At 61.9% G+C, this 13581-nt stretch carries 14 protein-coding genes; 5 read left to right on the top strand and 9 right to left on the bottom strand.

Annotation, left to right across the window (positions count from 1 at the left end):
• Together AC0Z8Z_RS04470 and crtB are read left to right on the top strand one after the other, a co-directional pair.
• Positions 1-1491: a phytoene desaturase gene (locus AC0Z8Z_RS04470; protein WP_122538097.1), complete on the top strand. Its 1491-nt coding sequence runs from the start codon at positions 1-3 to the stop codon at positions 1489-1491.
• A complete protein-coding gene (gene crtB / locus AC0Z8Z_RS04465) occupies positions 1488-2477 on the top strand; it encodes a 15-cis-phytoene synthase CrtB (protein WP_485618050.1) in 990 nt (329 codons plus the stop codon). The genes AC0Z8Z_RS04470 and crtB overlap by 4 nt, the downstream gene beginning before the upstream one ends.
• Here crtB and AC0Z8Z_RS04460 read toward each other — a convergent pair.
• Positions 2359-2904, bottom strand: a complete 546-nt coding sequence (locus AC0Z8Z_RS04460; protein WP_485618048.1) for a sterol desaturase family protein — start codon at positions 2902-2904, stop codon at positions 2359-2361. The two genes, crtB and AC0Z8Z_RS04460, sit on opposite strands and share 119 nt — an antisense overlap.
• A gap of 337 nt (positions 2905-3241) precedes the next feature.
• Here AC0Z8Z_RS04460 and AC0Z8Z_RS04455 point away from each other — a divergent pair, with 337 nt between their 5' ends.
• Both AC0Z8Z_RS04455 and AC0Z8Z_RS04450 read left to right on the top strand, forming a co-directional pair.
• On the top strand, positions 3242-4057 hold the full coding sequence (locus AC0Z8Z_RS04455) for a hypothetical protein (protein WP_485618047.1): 816 nt from the start codon (positions 3242-3244) through the stop codon (positions 4055-4057).
• 102 nt (positions 4058-4159) lie between these two features.
• Positions 4160-4408 (top strand): hypothetical protein, encoded by a 249-nt coding sequence (locus tag AC0Z8Z_RS04450; RefSeq protein ID WP_485618046.1) that lies wholly within the window; start codon positions 4160-4162, stop codon positions 4406-4408.
• Between the two features lie 98 nt (positions 4409-4506).
• Here the strand turns inward: AC0Z8Z_RS04450 and AC0Z8Z_RS04445 are convergent, their stop codons facing one another.
• A complete protein-coding gene (locus tag AC0Z8Z_RS04445; RefSeq protein WP_485618045.1) occupies positions 4507-6909 on the bottom strand; it encodes a glucose/quinate/shikimate family membrane-bound PQQ-dependent dehydrogenase in 2403 nt (800 codons plus the stop codon).
• A gap of 387 nt (positions 6910-7296) precedes the next feature.
• Between AC0Z8Z_RS04445 and AC0Z8Z_RS04440 the strand changes: the two genes are divergently transcribed.
• On the top strand, positions 7297-7767 hold the full coding sequence (locus AC0Z8Z_RS04440) for a hypothetical protein (RefSeq protein ID WP_485618044.1): 471 nt from the start codon (positions 7297-7299) through the stop codon (positions 7765-7767).
• Positions 7768-7990: 223 nt separating this feature from the next.
• Here AC0Z8Z_RS04440 and AC0Z8Z_RS04435 read toward each other — a convergent pair whose 3' ends face one another.
• The 7 genes from AC0Z8Z_RS04435 to AC0Z8Z_RS04405 form a co-directional block, all read right to left on the bottom strand.
• Positions 7991-8383, bottom strand: coding sequence for a RidA family protein (locus AC0Z8Z_RS04435; protein ID WP_485618043.1), 393 nt, complete (start codon positions 8381-8383; stop codon positions 7991-7993).
• Positions 8384-8716: 333 nt separating this feature from the next.
• Entirely contained in the window at positions 8717-8983 is a 267-nt protein-coding gene (locus AC0Z8Z_RS04430) for a hypothetical protein (protein WP_065988488.1), read from the bottom strand.
• A 217-nt stretch (positions 8984-9200) separates the two neighbouring features.
• On the bottom strand, positions 9201-9623 hold the full coding sequence (locus tag AC0Z8Z_RS04425) for a cupin domain-containing protein (RefSeq protein ID WP_485618041.1): 423 nt from the start codon (positions 9621-9623) through the stop codon (positions 9201-9203).
• Positions 9624-9860: 237 nt separating this feature from the next.
• The gene (locus AC0Z8Z_RS04420; RefSeq protein WP_122538115.1) at positions 9861-10175 is read right to left on the bottom strand and encodes a hypothetical protein; all 315 of its coding nucleotides are present in this window, start codon (positions 10173-10175) and stop codon (positions 9861-9863) included.
• A gap of 213 nt (positions 10176-10388) precedes the next feature.
• The gene (locus tag AC0Z8Z_RS04415; protein ID WP_485618039.1) at positions 10389-11819 is read right to left on the bottom strand and encodes a DUF2723 domain-containing protein; all 1431 of its coding nucleotides are present in this window, start codon (positions 11817-11819) and stop codon (positions 10389-10391) included.
• 37 nt (positions 11820-11856) lie between these two features.
• Positions 11857-12843: a lysylphosphatidylglycerol synthase transmembrane domain-containing protein gene (locus AC0Z8Z_RS04410; protein WP_485618038.1), complete on the bottom strand. Its 987-nt coding sequence runs from the start codon at positions 12841-12843 to the stop codon at positions 11857-11859.
• Positions 12840-13580, bottom strand: a complete 741-nt coding sequence (locus AC0Z8Z_RS04405; RefSeq protein ID WP_485618266.1) for an SDR family oxidoreductase — start codon at positions 13578-13580, stop codon at positions 12840-12842. Before AC0Z8Z_RS04405 ends, AC0Z8Z_RS04410 begins: the two co-directional genes overlap by 4 nt.
• Between the last annotated feature and the right edge of the window lies 1 nt (position 13581).

Below are 13581 nucleotides of genomic sequence, written 5' to 3'. Positions count from 1 at the left end.
ATGACTCAAGCAAAAAGCGCAATTGTGATTGGCGCCGGTTTTGGCGGCCTGGCCCTGGCCATCCGGCTTCAGGCGGCGGGCGTGCAGACGACGCTGCTGGAAAAACGCGACAAGCCCGGCGGCCGCGCCTACGTCTACGAAGACGAGGGTTTCACCTTCGACGCGGGGCCGACGGTGATCACCGACCCAACGGCCATCGAAGAGCTGTTCACCGCCGCCGGTAAATCCATCAAGGATTACGTCGAGTTGCTGCCGGTGTCGCCGTTCTATCGGCTGTGCTGGGAAGACGGGACGAAGTTCGATTACGCCAACGATCAGCAGTCTCTGGACACCCAGATCGCAGCGATGAACCCCAAGGACGTCGCCGGTTATCAACGCTTTCTGGCGTACTCCAAAGCGGTGTTTGAAGAGGGTTATCTGAAGCTCGGCGCCGTGCCGTTCCTGTCGTTCCGCGACATGGTTCAGGCCGGGCCGCAGCTGGCGCGGCTGCAGGCATGGCGCAGCGTGTACTCGATGGTGTCGGAGTTCATCGAGGACGACAAACTGCGCCAGGCGTTTTCCTTTCACTCGCTGCTGGTGGGCGGCAACCCGTTCGCGACGTCCTCCATTTACACACTGATTCATGCTCTCGAACGTCAGTGGGGCGTGTGGTTTCCCAAGGGCGGGACCGGTGCGCTGGTGCAGGGCATGGTCAAGCTGTTCCAAGACATCGGCGGGCAGTTCGAGCTGAACGCCGATGTCGCCAGTATTGAGACCAGTGGCCAGAGGGTGACCGGCGTGCGGCTCAAGGACGGTCGGCAGATCAACGCCGATTGCGTGGCCTCCAACGCCGACGTCATGCACACCTACGCCGAACTGCTCGGCGGCCATCCGCGCGGGGTCAAGGAAGGGGCGCGATTGAAGGGCAAGCGCTTCAGCAATTCGCTGTTCGTCATCCACTTCGGACTCAAGCGTCCGCAGCCTCAGTTGCAGCACCATACGGTGTGCTTCGGGCCCCGCTACAAGGCGCTGATTCAGGAGATTTTCAAGGGCGCCGCGCTGGCCGAAGATTTCTCGTTGTACCTGCACGCGCCCTGCATCACTGACCCGAGCCTCGCGCCGCCGGGCTGTTCCAGCCATTACGTGCTGTCGCCGGTGCCGCACCTGGGCAACGCCGATATCGACTGGGAAGTGGAAGGGCCGCGTTACCGCGATCGCATTTTCGAGTACCTGGAGAAGCACTACATGCCCGGTCTGCGCGAGGACCTGGTCACCAGCCGCATCTTCACCCCGCAGGACTTCAAGGGTGAGCTCAACGCGCACCTCGGTTCGGCATTTTCCCTTGAGCCGATCCTGCGCCAGAGCGCGTGGTTCCGCCCCCACAACCGCGACGCGAGCCTGAGCAATCTGTATCTGGTCGGCGCTGGCACGCACCCGGGCGCTGGCGTGCCGGGTGTCATCGGTTCGGCCAAAGCCACGGCCGGACTGATGCTGGAGGAGCTGCACTCATGAGCGTGGCCGATCAGGCACTGCTCGACCACGCCACCCAGAGCATCGAAGTCGGCTCGAAAAGCTTCGCGGCCGCATCACGCCTGTTCGACCCGGTGACCCGTCGCAGCGCGGTGATGCTCTATGCGTGGTGCCGGCATTGCGACGACGTCATTGACGGTCAGGAAGCGGGGCATTCGGCGAAGGTGGTCAGTCAGCAGGAAGTCACCGAGCGGCTGCAACGGCTGATTGCCCAGACCCACGCCGTGTACGCCGGCACCCCCACCCACAGCCCGGCGTTCGAGGCGTTCAGGGAGGTCGTTCTGCGGCATGGCATCGAGCAGCGTTATGCCCTGCAGCATCTGGACGGTTTTGCGATGGACGTCAGCCAGCGCGAGTATCGGCGCATCGACGACACGCTGGAGTACTGCTACCACGTGGCGGGCGTCGTCGGCTTGATGATGGCGCAGATCATGGGTGTGAGCGACGAAGCGACCCTCGACCGTGCCTGCGATCTGGGTCTGGCGTTTCAGCTGACCAACATCGCGCGGGACATTGTCGAAGACGCCTCGGTGGGCCGCTGCTATCTGCCGGGTGACTGGCTGGATGAGTTGGGGATTCCCAGGGATCGGCTCGCGGATCCGCAGTATCGACCCCAAGTGGCCGTGCTTGCCCAGCGGTTGGTGGACATGGCAGAGCCCTATTACGAAAGTGCCAACGCGGGCCTGACCGCATTGCCGTGGCGATCGGCGTGGGCGGTGGCGACGGCGGGCTGCGTCTATCGCGAGATCGGCGTGAAGGTCAGGGCGCGCGGCGCTCGGGCGTGGGATGCGCGGGTGTCGACCAGCAAGCTGGACAAGCTGCGACTGGTGTTGGTGGGGGCGTGGAAGGCTAGCGTGAATCGTGGTCGGCAGTGGCCCGCGCGGCCTGCGAGCCTGTGGCAACGTCCGGGTCGGATTTCTGCAACGGACCGTCGTGCAGGCGTCGAAGCTGGGCGCGCAATCGAGTGACGCTCGGCGCATAGAGAAAGCCGAACGACACGCAACGCTCCTTGCCCGACACCGCGTGGTGCATCAGATGCGCCTGGTACAGGCGCTTGAGATAGCCATTGCGCGGCACGTATTTGAACGGCCAGCGCTTGTGCACCAGGCCGTCGTGGGCAATGAAATACAGGAAGCCGTAAGCGGTCATCCCGGCGCCAATCCATTCCAGCGGGTGCGCGCCCTGGGTGCCGAGCGCGATCAGCACGATGGCGAAACCGGCGAATACCACGGCATACAGATCGTTCTTCTCGAACCAGCCGATTCTCGGCTCATGGTGCGACTTATGCCAGCCCCAGCCCCAGCCGTGCATGATGTACTTGTGCGCAAACACGGCAAAGCCCTCCATGCCGATCACGGTGGCGAAAAATACGAGGGCATTGATCATCGGGTTCATCCGCGCAAGTGTCTCGACGTCAGACCGTAAAAGGGCCGACGGTGTTCGGTGCGTGATTGTCGCATGCCAGTGGCTGGAGGCGGAGGTCGGTTTGTCAGTTGCCGGTGGGCGTGGCTGTCCGTTGTTTTGTAGCGTGACATCCGACGCCTTCCCGGCTGAAGCCGGTCCCACTATGAGTACGCGGTGTGCCAGTGGGAGTGCATGGCTGTTCGTGGGACCGGATTTAGCCGGGAAGGGGCCAGTGTGAGCGCCCTCATTTTAACGGCATGTTCTGGACGCACTGCGCTGAGCAACGGTATCTTCGCGCGCTTTATTCTCTGTCGTTCAAGGATGATCAATGTTGTCTACTCTCCCCGTGTCACGCCTGTCATTGATTCGCCTAATTTCTCCCTGGCTACGCTTGGCCGCAATCGTCGGCGTTGCCTGCGCCCTGCTGGCCTGTCAGTCCCGGCAGGTGACGTCTCCTGCCGCTGCCCCGGCCGTCCCGAGCCCGGAAGACATCAAAAAGCAGCAATTTCACACGTTCGTCGCACGTTTCCAGTCCATTCTCGGAAACAGAGGCCTTGAGGCCAACAGCGAAGGCCTGACGGGTGAGGTTCGCCTGCGCATCAAGATCAATCGCAACAATCAAGTATTCAGCTGCGAAACCCAGGCCACGGGCCTTGCCACGGCGAATGCACCGCTTGCCGACCTTTCAAAAAAGGTGTGTTGGAGCGCGGTGTTCCCGGTCGTACCCGCAGATCGGTTAGACAAAGACGGCAACGTCGAAGTCGTCGCCCCTTTGATCTATATGCCCATGAATGATATCCAGCGCTTGTCCATGCAGCCCCTTTATCAGCACTACGCGCAGAGCCGCTATTTTGCCGAGCGGACACTGCTGAAAGCGCCGCCAGATAGCATTGGCGTGGTCACGTTCGAGTATCTGGCGAATAACCAGGGCAAGGTCGAGGCGTGCGTCGTCAACCTCCAACGCCACCGTGAACGCCCTGAGGCCTTCACCTACGACAACGTCTTGCAAAGCCGACTGACCGAGCAATGCAAGCACCTGGACCTTGCGCAGATGCCGGGTTTCTCGGTGGATGAAACCGGCGTGTCCAGAGGCGCGGTCGCGTTCGAATACAGCCCCTGGATGGCCGGGCCAGGCTTGCGCTAACGACCTTTTTGATCCTGGCGTGGGCGCCGTGGGTCATAACCGACTGAACTGCGCGCGCCTCCTGCGGCCTCAGACTTACACCCGCTAAAGGAGGCCAAGGCCATGAACCACGACGAATTCAATCAGTACGACGCAGAACGCTTCCACGCGCAGGTCGCCGAGCACTTGGGCATCAGCGTGGATGAGCTGAAAACCTGGATGATCAACGACATCGAGCGCGTCACCGAGGGCGGCGAGGAGGTGGGGCACATGGTGGTGTTCCGTGAGTCCACGCCGGATGAGGTGCTCGACAAGCTCAAGAACCCTCAGACTCGTTATACGGCGATGACGGGCGTTATCAAGGCCGACTGAGCCGTCGGCGCCCGACCATCATTGGCGGTTGCTGTACTAAAACCGCAGGCAACAAAAAGCCCGATCACTCGGGCTTTCTGTTGTCGCTCAGCCGCTGATTACTTTGACGGCAGGGCGTAGGCGATCAACGAGTCGCCCATCTTGGTGCCAAACGAGCCATGCCCGCCGGCCATGATCACAATGTACTGCTTGCCATTGCTCTCGTAGGTCATCGGCGTGGCCTGGCCGCCCGCTGGCAGGCGCGCTTCCCAGAGCAGGTCGCCGTTGGTGACGTTGAAGGCGCGCAGGTAGTTGTCCTGGGTACCCGCGATGAACATCAGGTTGCCGGCCGTGGAAATCGGACCACCCAGCATCGGTACGCCGATTTTCAGCGGCGGCAGTTGAATGCCTTTCAGGCTGTCGCGGATGGTACCGATGCGTTTGCGCCACACCACATCGTGGGTCTTCATGTCCACGCCAGCCACATAACCCCAGGCCGGCTCTTTGCACGGCAGGCCCAATGGCGAGAGGAAGGCGTTGATTTCGACGCCATAAGGCACGCCATACTGGGGCTGAATGCCCATTTCGGTACCGGAGCCGGTGGCACCTTCTTTAGGCCACAGCGGGTTGTTCGGGCCGCGTGGGATCAGCTTGGACACGAACGGCAGTGCCATCGGGTTCATCAACGCGACCTGACGGTCGGCGTTCACCGAGATACCACCCCATTCGAAAACACCCAAGTTGCCCGGGAACACCAGCGTGCCTTGCTCGGACGGTGGCGTGTACTGGCCGTTGTAGGACAGCTGCTTGAAGATCACGCGGCAGACCAGTTGGTCGAACATGGTCGCGCCCCACATCTCCTTGTCGGAGAGTGTCTGAATGGACGTCAGATTGAGGTCCGAGCGCGGCTGGGTCGGGCTGACCCGATCGCCTGGCGCGGCTTCACCGGCAGGCACCTGCATTTCATGGACGGGCACAATCGGCTTGCCATCGCGACGGTCCAGCACGAACAGGTTGCCGGCCTTGGTCGGCACGTACACCGCAGGGACGGCTTCGCCGCTGCCGGTTTTCACGTCAGCCAGGGTCGGCTGAGCCGGTACGTCCATGTCCCACAAGTCGTGGTGGGTGGTCTGGAAGCTCCATACCAGCTTGCCGGTGGAACCGTTCATCGCGACGATCGAGCTCGCATAACGCTCCATCACCGGCGTGCGGTTGCCGCCCCAGATGTCCGGTGTCGGGTTGCCGGTTGGCACATAGACCACATCGGTCTTGGCGTCGTAAGCCAGCGGAGCCCAGGCGTTCGGCGAGTTGTTGACCAGTGTCTGGCCATCACCCGGAATCGCGTTCGGGTCCTCGGCACCGGTGTCGAAGATCCACTTCAGCGCACCGGTATTGACGTCGTAGCCACGGATTGCGCCGGAAGGCTCGTGCACGGACAGATTGTCGGTCACCGAACCGCCGATGATCACGGTGGTACCGGTCACGACAGGCGGGGAGGTGGGCTCGAGACCGCCCGGATACGGGTAGGGCTGCAGGTGCAGCAGATCCAGCTCACCGTTTTTGGCGAAGTCGGCGCAGGGTGCGCCGGTGTCAGCGTTGATGGCGAACAAGCGACCATCGTTGACCGGCAGGAACACTTTGCGCGGGCAGCTGGTGGCGACCGGCTGCGTGCCTTCCAGGCTTTTCGCAAACTGGGTGGTGTCCGCCTGATCGAAGTAGGCGACGCCACGGCAGGTCAAGTGCTGGAAGGACGGATCGGATTTGAGCTTGGGATCGAATCTCCACTTCTCTTTGCCGGTGGCCGGGTCCAGCGCCACCAGAATCTGGTGGGTGGTGCAGATGTACATGTTGTCGCCAACCTTGATCGGCGTCAGTTCGTTGGTGGTTTCACCGGAGTCATTGGCGTTTTTCGATTCGCCACTGTTGAAGGTCCAGGCCACCTGAAGGTCTTTGACGTTGCCTTCGTTGATCTGGGTCAGCGGTGAATAGCGCGTGCCCGACTGTGTGCGGCCGTAAGCAGGCCAGTCACCGTTGGCGATGCCCTCGACAGGCTGATGCTGGGCAGGTTGCGCCGTCGCCATGCTGCCGTTGATTTCCTGGGGGTCGTTGAAGATGGCGTAAACCATCACCACAATGGCCAGTGCTAATGTCGCGGATAAAAAGGTTTTGCCCGGCTTCAGACGCTCAGGGATATCACGGGTGACCCCCGGGATCAGCAGCCACAGACCCAACACCCCGAGGATGTCGAAACGCGGCACCAACGCCCAGAAGTCCGTGCCTGCTTCCCACAGGCCCCAGACCACAGTGAGCAGCATCAGCGCGCCGTAGAGCCAGAGCGATGCCGCGGAACGTCGCCACAACAGGACAGCGAACACCAGCAGCGCGACGCCCAGGAACAGATAATAAAAAGAGCCGCCCAGTGAGAGCAGCCAGATACCGCCTGCCAACAGAAACAGGGCAAAGATGCCTGCAATGATGGAAGTGAAACGCCTCAACCCTGAAGCTTTTGATAAGTCATTCATCGATGTTCCCCCTTGGGATGTAGTGCATGGACTGTGCGCGGTATAGGGGGTTCAACCCTCGGACGTGCCGTTTGAATGAAATTTTTCAGCACCACTGCCACCCGCTCTTCCCAAGCATAGGTCGAGTTTATGATCTGATCCTGAGGGAAATGCATACACACGGCCAACGATGCGGCGTTCGGCCCGTTCTTGCCTTGGGCATATGACTGGACGGGAGGGTGGGAAGCGCCCGTGCGGGCTGCCGCTGTTTTTGAAGGTTGCGAGGGCAATGGCTGCGTACTAGAGTCAAACCCACCCTGTTCGACGTCGCGTCAGGCAATGACATGCAGGCGCTTTTGCGCGCCAGCGGTCTGCCGGTCAATCACGCGCTGGAAGTGTAGGTTCACTATGCAAAATGGAATTAGCGTAACGCGAGCCACGGCATTGCTTATCGTGGCGGCTGCTGTCTCATGGGCGTCTGGCTGCGCGAGCAAGCATACGAGCAACGTTTCGCTGGTGGATTACCCGTCGGTGAGCGCCACGCCGCCGCCGGCCAGACACACCGGTCTGTGGGCCGGCCCCCATGCGGGGGGCGTGTTCTTTGTCGAGATTTTCGAAGACGGCAACTTGCGCACATGCCTGAGCGCGCCGCCCTATTACCACGCAATGGAGGGAAAATACACGGACCAGGCGCTGCACCTGGAGGATGGCACCCGAATCGAGTTTCGCCCCGTCGGCGCCCAGCGCATCACGATCTACTCGCCTCCCGGCAAACCGGTGACCACCCTGGAGCGCACGGATCCGGACGCTACGGCTGCCCAGTGCCTGACAGGCGCCGCTGACGTGCGGCGGCAAGTCTCCCATTGGGCGGCGCATTAGCTTGTCAGGTGTTGTCCGGTGACTGACCGACGAGGGTCGACGCTCAGCCGTTATGTCGAATGCTGCGGCGACCCGGACACGGACGGGTCCGGCGTCCGCATAACCCCGTAACGGGTGACGCGCATGATTCGCTGGATGATCAGACAGGGTATTGCAGGGGAAGCGGTATTACTGAAAACGGACGTGCCTGGATGCCTTGGGCAGGAGCCGGGCAATCCGAACATCACCGCTGCACCGCCACGCACTTGATTTCCACCAGCAGGCCGGGCCTGGCCAGTTCGCTGACGCCGAGGCAGGTCCAGGCGCAGGTGCCCCTGGGGAAGACGTTGTCTTTTACCGCTCTGAACACCGGCATGTGACGGTGCAGGTCGACGTGGTAGGTCGTCAGGTCGACGACGTCTTCGAAGGTGCATCCCCCAGCGGTCAAGACGAGTCGCAGGTTTTCCCATGCCGCGAGGAATTGCTGCTCCGGGTCTTCGATGACGGCCAATTCATGGGTGCGCCCGACCTGACCGGCACAGTAGAGCGTTTTACCGACCTTGACGGCAGGGGCATAGCCCGCGCGCTCGGCGAGCAAACGCATTTCGTCCGGGACGATGAGTTGACGATCGGTCATGGAGGGGAGGCCTGGAAGTCGGTAGGAGCCGCACGCTATCTCAGGCGCGGGTATCCGTCCAGATCACGGGCCTGAACGTGCGGTGGAGCGTGGTTGGCGCGCGGTTGGAATCGGCGGGGACAGATTAATTTACGGTGAAGCGTTGTAAATAAATCAGTCCCCTTTCAGCGCAGATCACTGGCCTGAACGTGCGGTGGAGCGTGGCTGGCGCGCAGTTGAATCGGCGGGAACAGATTAATTTACGGTGAAGCGTTGTAAATAAATCAGTCCCCTTTCAGCGTGCGGGGCACCGTCGCAGTGCACCCGCAGCGCTGACGCTTTACCCGCGCTGAATCAATGCACGGCCCACGAACGGGGTGCCGGGGTGTGGCTGAACTTGGAGATGCCTTTGACCCAGAAACGACGATGGGCCGTCTGGTCCGGTGGCAGCAGTGGCTGGCTCGACCACTGATGATGACGCTTGGCTTCATCGCGATACGCTTTCCACTCCATGGCCTCGGCGGTGTCCTGCGCGGCGCGTTCGTCATCGAACCAGCCCAACACAGAAACTTCACCTTGATCGCGGCCATGCTCTACCAGCAGAAAAATGTTTGTGTACATACTTTTGCCTTTCACTGATCCGGTCCGACCCGACATTTCGGGCTCTACGAATAGCGTATCGACAGCGGTGGCAGAAAATTTAGCCTCGGGTTTGTCTGCCCGGTTTTGCAGTGCGTTGCCTGACGCTTTCCCGGCTAAAGCCAGTCCTAAGGATCGCCGCGATCCCACTGTAGGACCGGCTTCAGCCGGGAAGAGGCCGGGGTGATCACCCTCGATGTCACTTCGGCAGCGGCGTGAGGATGTCGGCCTTGTCGTCCAGCAGGATGAACACCAGCAATTTCGCAGGCTTTGTCGCGCTGGCGTTTCGCGATTCGTAGTGCTTTGATCCGGCCGGCTCGTACCATGTCTGGCCCGCCTTGTACGTAATCGCCTTGCCGTCGTTGACTCTCGAAATCACCTCGCCTTCCAGAACATAGGCAATCGCGCTGCCGCTGTGACTGTGGGCGATGGAGGCCTGGCCCGGCAGGTAATCGACGGTCAGCACCATGGCTTTTTTACCGGGCGCATTGAGCATCGGGTGCTGTTCCAGAACGGTCACCTTTTCCTGTTCCCCATCATGGGCCTCGGCGCTGCCGACAGATATAAGGCCAGCGAGGGCGAGCCAGCAGAGCAGGGAGGGGAAGTGATTGAGCGGTTTCATAGGCGGATCATCCGGCAGCGATTGATGACCGCTACGCTAAGGCCGCGGAGGTACAGGGGCTACGTCCAATCGCCCGGAAGATGAGGGGGCCAATGGCCGCCCGCGCGACGGCTTCTAAATCCTTTGGGTCAATAAAACGCCTGAAACGAAAAAAGGGCCGAATCAGATTCGGCCCTTCATCGTATTCGGTGCTGCCCCGGCGCTCTCGCGCTTAAGCACACACGTTCATCAGATGGCTTATTTGCTACCGCTGGACCCGCTCGCGCCACCACCGGTGCCGCCGCCGCTGCCGCCCATGCCGCTGCCGTTTGTCATGCCACCGCCGTCAGCGTCGCCACGGGTGGTGCCGTTGGTGCTGCCCATGCCTTTAGTGCCTGGAGTGGACGTGCCTGGGGAGCTGCCGTCGTTATTCTGACCGCTGGTGGAAGTGCTTGGCTTCGGGCCGTTTTTGTCGACCGGATCGGTCGGGCCTGTGGAGCCGGCGAATGCAGAGCCAGTGGCAACAGCCATCAGGCCAGCGAGGGTCAGGGCAGTCAATTTTGTCTTGAACATGATGTGAATCCCTTTGTTGTCATGGATACCTATTGGTCAATCGCGCGACGCAAGAGGTGCATTCCACCCGACGGACGGTTGTTCCAGGTTCAACGAGGTTCTAGGGCGGCGAACGCTGCAGGACTCTCCTCCCGCCGAATCCCACGCCGCCATAAATGCAAAAAGCCCCTGCAACGATTGGCTCGTCGCAGGGGCTTTCTTCCCTCTGTTTGACTATTTCGCGTGCAGCTCGTATCCCACCGCCAGCGTCTGCAGATCGAAGCGGTCCGAGATGCTTGAGCAATAACTGGTCCGCGCGAGGAAGGCGCCAGGCCCGCTGAGATAGGACTCGATGTCCTGCGCACCTTCGCACAGCGCAATCGTTCGCCCCTTGAGCAGCCCGCTGGCTTGCGCGGAACGCAATGCGCCATTGGGCGTCCAGTCGGCAACGATCAGCGCGCCTGGCGGGGCCGATTGTTCGTAACTCTGGACGAAGGCCTCCGCCGACCGATCACGCAGGTACGGCGCCATGAAGTAATGGATATCGTCACGGAAAGGCAGCGCTTCCTTGTGGGTCGGCAGCGCGACGACGCCACTGGCGTAAATCGCGTACACCGCGAGGATCGTCACCGGGCCGCTGAAGGGCAGGGCATAGGCGACCACGGCGGCATTGTGTCGCGCCAGCCACGCCTGCACATGAATCACGCCGATGATGCTCAACAGCACCGCCCCCGGCAGAAAAAACGTGAAGCGGTCGGTGACGTTGTAAGACACCGCAAAGATGAAGTTCAGCACCGCCGCGCACCACAACAGTCGCAGGCGCCGGCTTTTGGGAAACAGCACCAGCGCCACCAGCTGCGGGCCGAGCAGCGACAGCATCAGCAGCGCCACCGAGTTTTTCTCGTGCCACATGTCGTCGAAGCGAAACAGCGAACCCTGCCAGCTCTGCTCGGTGGTTTTGTCGGGGATGCCAATCAGGTAACGATGACCGATATCGATCAGGCTCAGGCCGTTCTGCAACTCCTGCAAGATGGCGGGGATCGCCACCGCAAAGCCCAGCACAAAGCCCGGAATCGTCAGCAAAGCCCGCGCCCTGTGCTGCCAGACCAGTTGCACGTACAGCGGAAACAGCACGATGAACGTCAGTTGATGAATGGCGGCGGCAAGGCCCGTGAGCATGCCGATGACGAACAGCGCGGTGAGCAGACCCAAGCGCGATTTATCGCGAAAATGCACCATGTACGCCAAGGTCACCAGCAGCGTGTGCAGCAGGTACACTTCCGCTTTGGTCGAGACCCAGAACACGCAATGGCACAGCAGCGCGGCGGCAATCGCCAGCAAGGCTTGCTGCGACGTGGCGCCGACGCCCTTGGCCAGGCGGAAAATCGCCCAGCCCAGTGGAATCATCAGCATCGAGTTCATGAAGCTCAGTACCAGCGGCCCGAAATGAGCGAATAGCGCGGTGGTGACGAACAGGTACAACGGGTGATCCAGCGGCCCGAGGGTGTCGCTGAAGTAGCGGCCCTCCGAGGCGTCGGCCATGAAGATGCCGTTGTCCATCCATTGAATCGGTCCGCTGGACGCCATAAAGCTCCAGAGGACGGCGGCCACCGCCAATAACAGAGGAATGCCAAACAACGCTCGATAACGTACTGCTGCCACCATGACTTGCACTCCTGTCCCTATATTCCGTCGAAAAGCGTTATTGAACCGATTGAACCCGAGGCGTCGTCGCCTCGCCTTTGAGCTTGATCAGCATTACCGCGCCTATGGCCACCGCGAACCACAGGGTGGCCAGACGAATCAGCACGGTGGCGGCCACGGCGTCGGCGCCGTCCATGCCTTTCCAGACCAGCAGACCGACCATCACCGCCTCCGCGCCGCCCAGTCCCCCAGGCATGAAACTCACCGCGCCGGCCAGCATCGCCAGGGCGTAGACGAACACTGCGAAGGTCAGCGGGATGTCGGCGCCCATCCATTTCAGAATCCAGTCGAACGCCAGGGCTTCGGCGCTCCAGGCGACAACGCTCAGCGCGGTCAGGCCGAGCATCAGGCGCAGGCGATGGCAGTGCTGCGCATGCACCAGCACCTGCAGCAGATGGCGAAGCAGCCCGAGTGCCTTGCCGCCACCGGCCGGCACCGTTTCGGTGATGCGCTCCAGCAGCCGACGTTGCGACAGCACGACCAGCCCGACCGCCACCAGCGCCACGCCGACCACAATCATCGGCCACGCCTGGGGGTACAGCGACAGGCCGAACAGGGTCAGCAGAACCACCGCAAACAGGTCCGACAGGCGCTCGCTGAAAAACGCCGCGAAACTCTGCGGGTAGGGCACGCCCCAGCGTTTCAGCAACACGCCGCGCAGGGCTTCACCGGCTTTGCCAGGCGTGGTGGTCAGGGCAAAGCCGGCCAGGTAAATGTTCAGGCTCGGGCGCCACGGCATCGGATGGCCGAGCACCTTCAGGTAGGTCTGCCAGCGCACGAAGCGCAGCCCGTAATTGACCGATGACATGAACAGCGCGATGACAATGCCGATCAGCCCGACCTCGCTCACCGCAGCGCCCACTGCTTGCCAGCCGCCCCACAGCGAAAAGGCCAGATAGCCCAGCGCCGAACCGACCACCGATAGCAGCACCGCGCGGTAGCGCCAGCCGGACAGGTGTGAAGGCTCGGGCACGGCTTCGCTCACAGGTTCAGCCTCTTGAACACCGGCTGCGGGATCGAACGGATGACCAGCATGATCAGCGCCCAGAAACCCGGTGCGTACAGCGTCGGCACCTTGTTGGCGATGCCCTTGACGATGCGCTGGGCGACCTGCGCCGGTTGTGCCAGCAAGGCCGCCGGCAACGACAGGCCCTGGGTCATCGGCGTATCCACGAAGCCCGGCTTGATGGTGGTGACGTGCACGCCGACCTTGAACAGCCGCGCCTGCAAGCCTTCGCAGTAGGTCGACACCGCCGCCTTGGCGCTGCCGTAGAGGTAGTTGGAAGGGCGGCCGCGATCAGCCGCCACCGAAGAAATGATCGCCAGACTGCCGCAGCGCTGGGTCTCGAACTGCATCGCCAGCAGCGTCAGCAAGGCGATCACCGACGTGCAGTTGTTGGCGAATTCCTTCAGCGCCATGTGCACGTCACGCTCGCAGGCCTTCTGGTCGGGCAGTGTGCCGTGGGCGATCAGGGCGATGTCGATCTGGCCCAGGGCGGTCAGGCAACGGCCCATCATCAGGGGGTGCGCCTCGATATCGTTGGCGTCCATCTCGTGCAGCGTGACGTTGGTCGCGCCACGCGCCTTGAGATCGGCGGCGGTCTGCTGCAGCTTCTCGACGTTGCGTGCCACGAGGAAAAAATCGCTGCCTTCCGTGGCCCACAAACGCGCGCACGCACTGGCGATGGCGGAGGTGGCGCCGATGATCAGGACTTTCTTCACT

The sequence above is a fragment of the Pseudomonas sp. 1L-C-7-B-C1 genome (assembly GCF_057291635.1).
This window is presented reverse-complemented; position numbering and strand designations above follow the sequence as displayed.